Below are 6,707 nucleotides of genomic sequence, written 5' to 3' on the forward strand. Positions count from 1 at the left end.
TCAGGCACCGCCGGACAGGTCGGCGGGCGCGGCGGCGTCCTCGGTGAGCATGCGGGTGATCTCGAGGCGCCTGACCTTCCAGGTGGAGGTCATCGGCAGGTCCTCGAAACGCCACTGCCGTGGTTCCGCCAGCTCGGGCAGGTCCGCGGTGGCCTCCCGCCAGCGCACCGGGTCGAGGGGCTGTTCGCGCCGGACGCACACCGCGGGCACCGGTTCGCGGTCGGCGCCGGGCACGATGACGACCTCGCGCAGTTCGTCGAGGCGGGACATCAGGGTGTCCTCGATCTCCAGGTTGCTGTGCACGGCGTCGATCCGGTCGATCTCGCGGTCGATCAGATACAGCGCGCCCCACCGGCTGCGATGCCCCATGTCGCCCATCTGCCACCAGTCGCCGTCCAGTTGGCGGTCGTAACTCTGCCGCGCGCCGAGGTAGGTGAGGATGCGGCCCCGGGTGCGCGCCTCGATGCGGCCGGGGGTGCCGGGCCGGGCCGGTCGTCCCGCGCCGTCGGCGATACGGACCCGGGTGAAGCCGGGGATGCCGATGCCGACCCGGCGGCCGTCGGCGCGGGCCGCGCCGCGCCGGGTGTACCACTGGAAGGCGACCGGGCCCGTCTCGCTCTGCCCGTACAGCTGCATCAGCCAGGGCGAGCGCCGCTCGGACGCGCCGAGGAGCCGTTGCACGGTCCGCGGATGGATGGCGTCGAAGGTGCTGCCGTACGAGCGGACGCGGGCCAGCGGAGCGCCGGGCGCGTCGGCCAGTTCCTCCCACAGCACGAAGGTGTTGGGGTGGGTCTCGACGATGCCGGGGCGGTGGCGGGCCAGCAGTGGGCCCGCGGCGGCGGGTTCGGGGTCGGTGAGGAGGAGCAGCGGGCTGCCGAAGTGCAGCAGGACGCCCAGCAGATGGTAGAAGCGGGAGTGCACGAAGGACAGGTGCAGGGCGGCCCGCTCGCCCCGGGTGGGCCAGCCCATGGCCTTCTGCGGTACGAGACGGTTCCACATGCTGTTCGCGCAGTGCACGGCGAGTTTCGGGACACCGGTCGTGCCCGAGCTGTGGGTGATGAGCGCGGGTTCGCGGGGGTGCAGCCGGACGGGCCCGTGGGGCGGGGCGCCGAGGTACGTGTCCAGCGGGACGGCACCGGGCGCGTCGTCCACCCCGAGCGTCCGCAGGACCGCTCCCGTGAGGTCGATGTCGCTGAGCGGGCCGGTGAGCTTGGCCCGGTCGGTGATCAGCCAGGGCTCGCTCAGCCGCTTGAGGAGCTGTTCGACGACCGGGCCCGCGAGGTCGGGCGAGAGCAGGACCGGTACGGCGCCGATCCGGGAGATCGCACAGGCCAGCAGGACGATGTCGAAGTTGTCGCTCTTGTGGACGGCGACGTGCTCGGAGGGCCTGACCCCGGCCGCCCACAGCCGGGCCGACAAGTCGGCTACCAGTGCGCCCAGTTGCGGATAGGTGAGGTCGAGCCCGAGGTCGGGGGCGACGTCCAGTTGGCGGTCCAGGGTGACCGGGACGGCTCCGTGGCGGGCGGCGGCCCGTGCGAACATCGGGCCGAGACGGAAGCCGCGGTCGGACAGCAGGTGCTGTGCTGGTGACATGGGCCTGTTCCTTGCTGCGGCGTGGGCGTCCACGGCCGCGGTGACGGTCACCACGCCCCCCGGCGTACGAGGTGACGGCGGAGCTTGCCGGTCGGGGTGCGGGGCAGCGACGGCACCACGTGGATGGTCCTGGGCACCTTGAACGCGGCGAGGTGTTCACGGGCCAGGGCCATGAGGGAAGTCTGCAGGTCGGCCCTGGTGGCCGCGAAGGTCGGGGCGGCCGTCGAGGAGACGCCGATGACGACATAGGCCCGCAGGGCGCTGGCCCCGCGTTCGTCGGTGGCGGACGCGACGGCGACCTCACGTACGGCGGGATGCCTGCGCAGTACGGCTTCCACCTCCAGCGGGGAAACGGTGATGCCGCCGACCAGCTCCATGTCGTCGGTCCTGCCCAGCACGCGGTACGTGCCGTCCACCGTGCGCAGCGCGCGGTCCCGGGTGGCGAGCCAGCCGCCGGCCAGGACGCGTTCCGTCTCCTCGGGCAGGTTCAGGTAGCCGGGTGTCAACGTCGGTCCGCGTACGAAGAGTTCACCCTCGGTGCCGTCCGGCGCGGGGCACCCCGCGCGGTCCCGCAGCTCCAGGTCGAAGCCGGGCACCGGCCGGCCGACGGTGCCCGGTGTGTTGTCGTCGACGCTGTTGGCGCAGAAGGCGTGTCCGGCCTCGGTGGAGCCGATCTGTTCCAGTACGGGCGCGCCGAGCAGCTCGGTGACGCGTTCGCCGAGCCCGGCGGGCATGCCCTCCCCCGCCGACACGGCCGCGCGTACGGAGGCGAAGCAGGCGGCGTGCCGGTCGGCGCGGTCGGCGACCAGTGCCGCGTACGCCGAGGGGACGGAGTAGAGCAGGGTGACCCGGTGGCGGGCGACGAGTTCGTCCACCGTCGCGGGCGAGGGGCGCCGGTCGACGAGTACGGCCGAGGAGCCCGAGAAGAGCGGGAAGGCGAAGGTGTTGCCGAAGCCGTAGGCGAAGAACAGCTTCGACACGGACAGGGTGACGTCGTCCGGGGTGACGCGCAGCAGCCGCTCGCCGATGAGTTCGTGGTAGGTCCCGGGGTCGCCGTGGCAGTGCACGACCCCCTTGGGGGTGCCGGTCGTGCCGGAGGTGTACTGGAGGTAGAGCGGGGTGCGCGGGCCGGCCGGATGGGCGCCGGTGGCCGGCGGGGCGCCGTGGGTGAGCGCCAGGAGCAGGTCGGCGCCCAGCCGGGTCCGGCCGGCGAAGCGCTCTTCGAGGCCCGGTCCGGTGACGCAGAGGTCGGCTCCGGCGTCGTCGGCCATGAACGCGTGGTCGGCCGCGGTCAGTTCGGGGTTGACGAGGACCGCGATCGCGCCGAGCCGGGCGGTGGCGAGGAAGGCCGTCACCCAGGCGAGGGAGTCGGGCAGCGCGAGCAGCACCCGGTCGCCGGGGCGGACGCCGTGCCCGGCCAGGACACCGGCGGCGCGCGACGCGAGGTCGTGCACCTCGCCGTGGGTCCAGGACCGGTGGTCCTGGTGGAAGGCGGGCCGGTCGGTCCAGCCCCGCCGCTCGGCCAGCGAGGCGAGCGCGGCGGCCAGGTTGCCGCCCTCGGTGGCCTCGGCGGTCCGGGTGGCCTCGGCGGTCTCCGCAGATCCGGGAGCGGCCGTGCCGGCGGGGCTCGGGGCGGAGGTCGGGGGCGTCACCGCACCCGCTCCGGCAGCGAGGCGGGCAGAGCGGCGGGCGGGGTGGCGGTGGCCTCGCGACGGGCCCGCAGTTGCGCGGCGGCCTTCAGCAGCATCTCGTCGTACTCCGCCTCGGGGTCGGAATCGAGGACGATGGCGCCGCCCGCGCCCAGGCGCATCCGGCCGCCGGTGAGGACGGCGGTGCGGATGACGATGTTGAGGTCGGCTCCGCCGCTGCAGCCGAGGTAGCCGAGAGCGCCGGAGTAGACGCCGCGGGCCTCGGTCTCCAGCGTGTCGATGATCTCCATCGTGCGCAGTTTCGGCGCTCCGGTCATGGAGCCGCCGGGGAAGCAGGCGCGGACGCAGTCCACCGCGTCGACGCCCGCGCGGAGCCGGCCCTCGACGGTGGAGACGAGCTGGTGGACGGTGGCGTACGTCTCCGTGGCCATCAGCCGGGGGACGTGGACCGTCGCGGTCTCGCAGACACGGCCCAGGTCGTTGCGGAGCAGGTCGACGATCATCAGGTTCTCGGCGCGCGTCTTGGCGTCGGTGGCGAGCGCGTCCCGCAGGCGGGCGTCCTCCTGCGGGCGGCTGTCGCGAGGGGCGGTGCCCTTGATGGGCCTGGCCTCGGCGACGCCGTCGCGGGTGATCCGCAGGAACCGCTCGGGGGACGCCCCGGCCACGGTCACCTCGCCGAAGTCGAGGTAGGCGGCGTAGGGGGCCGGGTTGATGCGCCGGAGCACCCGGTAGTAGGCCAGCGGGTCGGCGGGCGCGGGCAGTTCGGCGGCGTTGGTCAGGCAGATCTCGTAGCTGGTGCCGGCGGTCAGCTCGCGCCGGCAGGCCTCGACGTCGGCGAGGTAGGTCGCGCGGTCGCGGACCAGCCACGGTTCGGCGGCACGCGGATCGGGCTCGGCGGCGGACGGCGGTACGGGAGCGGGACCGGACTGCGGCACGAAGCTCAGCTGCTCGACCGCGCCGTCGAGCCAGTCGGTGGCGTCCCGGGTCCCCTGCGGGGTGTTCTCCGCCAGGCAGACGGCGTAGGTGTGTTCGTCCCGGTGGTCGACCGCGACGAGCCTGTCGGCGAAGAGCCAGCAGGCGTCCGGGGTCTCGGCCCGGTGGCGGTTGGGCGAGCCGCAGTCGGCCTTCACCTCGTACCCGAACCAGCCGACGTAGCCGCCGGTGAAGTCGAAGGGCAGCTCACCGGCGTCGACCCGGCGGGTCGCCAACTGCCGCTTCAGATAGTCGAAGACGCCCGCCCGGACCTTGCGCGTGGGCCGGCCCGTCCGCTCGATCTCGCAGAGGCCGCGCTCGACGTCGTAGCGTACGAACTCGGCCAGCGGACCCGTGCCGTCGCCGAAGAACGAGAAGCGGGACTGCCCCTCCTCGACCCGCGCGCTGTCGAGCCAGAACGCTCTCGGCGCGTCGCCGCACATCCGGGTGAAGGCCGTCTCGGCGTCCACGGCTGCCTCGATCCGGCGGGTGTGCAGCCGGAAGCCGGGCGGTGCGGGCCGCCGGGGCCGGGGCACGAGGAGCGTGGCCGCGCTGTTCGCGGTACAGGGCCCGGGCACCGGGGACGTGGCCCGTCGGACCGTGCGCGGCCGGGCCACGGTGAGGCTCCGGAAGTTCTGGAACAGCCGGTGGCCGAACTCGGTGAGGACGGACTCCGGGTGGAACTGCACACCCCACAGGGGGCGGGTGCGGTGCCGCAGTCCCATGAGGACGCCGTCCTCCGCCCAGGCGGTGCCCTTGAGGCTCGCGGGCAGCGGCTCCCGTACGGACAGCGAGTGGTAGCGGACCGCGGTGAAGTCCTGCGGCAGTCCGCGGAACAGGTCCTCGCCGTCGTGCCGGATTCTGGAGAGATGCCCGTGCCGCGGCTGCGGTGCGGCCGTCACCCGGGCCCGCTCGCCCGACGCGATGCCCTGGTGTCCGAGGCAGACGCCCAGGACCGGGATGGGGGACTCCGCGAGCACCGAGGCGCCTATCCCGAAGTCACGGGGCCGTTCCGGGTGGCCCGGCCCCGGCGACACCACCACGTTGTCGAACGCGGCGAGGTCCGGGAGACCGTCCGCCGGGGTGTCGTTGAGGACCACCGTCGGCTCCTCGCCGTTGACCTCGGCGATCAGCTGGTACAGGTTGTACGTGTACGAGTCGTAATTGTCGATGAGCAGGGTCTTCACCCGCCCACCCCCCTTTATCGTCGTTCTCAGCCTTGCACAGCCCGGCGTTTGTGCCGTCCACGTATGGCCTGGAGCGGCGGGTACAGCCATTTCTTGAAGAAACGCTGCAGCCGGGGCATGAGGATCCACGTGACCATGGCCGCGACGGCCAGGCACAGCAGCAGGGTGCGGATGAGAGGATTGAGGCTGCCGAGATAAGGAAGAATTGCCACATTGAACAGGAGAACCGGCGGGAAGACCGCGCTCATATTCACGAACCACAGCTTCCATTTCGGCGGCGGACGCGGGGCCGCCGCGGCGGCGGAAGCGTTCTCGGCCATGGAATCGAACCAGGCCCTGGAGCCCTGCACGGTCCGTCGGCCGGTCTCCTGGGCCAGCGTCTCCCCGCGGCCCCGCCAGTCCGCCCGCTCGGGCGAGGTCTCCCAGACCAGGGCCGCGTCCGCGCTGGTGAAGCGGTAGACCACGTGCCATTCCGCCTCTCCGTCGACCAGCACGCCACCGCCGAGAAACCCTGGTTGCCGCGCTCCGGCGCGCAGCACGCCCCACCCCCACGAGTGGAACTCGGCCTCACGACCGGGTGTCACCCGATACGCGACCGTGAGGGTTATCGGATTCCTGGCCACGTCACTGAATACGGAAAGGCGAGATGCCCTGTTCAAGTATCAACAGAGTTTCTGCCACCGCCAGGAATACCCCTCCCAGTCAGCTTTGTGACCGATTTGTTGCACTTTGGCTGGCGTTTCGAATTCCGAAAATCACTTACCGAACATTCGAACGAGGTGGCGGCATCGACCCCGGAATAGCAACGACTGAATATGCCGGTGGAGATCACGTTTTTCGCGGTTTCCGAAGGTCGCCCGCTCCGGTGTTCGCCGCGTCGTCCCTCTTCTTCGCGGCGGCCTGCACCACGGTTTCCTCCGGCGACGACGGCGGCGGCGCAGCGGCGTCCTGCGCGTTCGGGGTCCGGTTCCGCGGCGAGCTCTACACGCGGGTGCAGCACGCGGACTTCACCGTGAGCGACGAGCTGGGCAGCAGCCGGCGGACCCCGTGCGAGGACACCGGCGAGGGCTCGTCGGCCGGCACGGCCGGTACGGAGACGTACGCGACCTACCGGATCGAGGAGCTGGAATCGGGCACGGCCGTCGCCGTGCGGGACACACCCGTCAACACCGGCCGTCGGGACAGACTCAACCTCTACGTGCTGCAGCTAACCTCGCGCTTTCACGAGGTGGGACGTCCGAGGCTTGATCAAATAAGCGGAGAGTGCTCCTGACCTGCAACGATGGGACTTGTCTAGGGTCCTGTT

General features: G+C 72.0%; 5 protein-coding genes. 1 reads left to right on the forward strand and 4 read right to left on the reverse strand.

Translation table 11 applies throughout. From position 1 onward, the window contains the following. From ACZ60E_RS11320 to ACZ60E_RS11335, 4 genes are read right to left on the reverse strand one after another with little or no spacing between them, the layout of a single operon-like run. Nucleotides 1-1,593, reverse strand: coding sequence for a class I adenylate-forming enzyme family protein (locus ACZ60E_RS11320; protein WP_469439633.1), 1,593 nt, complete (start codon nt 1,591-1,593; stop codon nt 1-3). A gap of 47 nt (nt 1,594-1,640) precedes the next feature. After that, nucleotides 1,641-3,245 (reverse strand): AMP-binding protein, encoded by a 1,605-nt coding sequence (locus ACZ60E_RS11325; protein WP_469439634.1) that lies wholly within the window; start codon nt 3,243-3,245, stop codon nt 1,641-1,643. Then, nucleotides 3,242-5,401 (reverse strand): aminodeoxychorismate synthase component I, encoded by a 2,160-nt coding sequence (pabB, locus tag ACZ60E_RS11330; protein WP_469439635.1) that lies wholly within the window; start codon nt 5,399-5,401, stop codon nt 3,242-3,244. The genes ACZ60E_RS11325 and pabB overlap by 4 nt, the downstream gene beginning before the upstream one ends. A gap of 26 nt (nt 5,402-5,427) precedes the next feature. After that, entirely contained in the window at nt 5,428-6,024 is a 597-nt protein-coding gene (locus ACZ60E_RS11335) for an antibiotic biosynthesis monooxygenase (RefSeq protein WP_469439636.1), read from the reverse strand. A gap of 242 nt (nt 6,025-6,266) precedes the next feature. On the opposite strand from ACZ60E_RS11335, the gene ACZ60E_RS11340 reads away from it, so the two are divergent. Continuing rightward, a complete protein-coding gene (locus ACZ60E_RS11340; RefSeq protein ID WP_469439638.1) occupies nt 6,267-6,674 on the forward strand; it encodes a DUF6281 family protein in 408 nt (135 codons plus the stop codon). The last annotated feature ends 33 nt before the right edge of the window (nt 6,675-6,707 follow it).

The organism is Streptomyces sp. NPDC102514, assembly GCF_055584525.1.

Coding starts and splice junctions, on each gene's coding strand:
- ACZ60E_RS11320 (WP_469439633.1), bottom strand. CDS start 1,593: ATGTCACCAGCACAGCACCTGCTGTCCGACCGCGGCTTCCGTCTCGGC.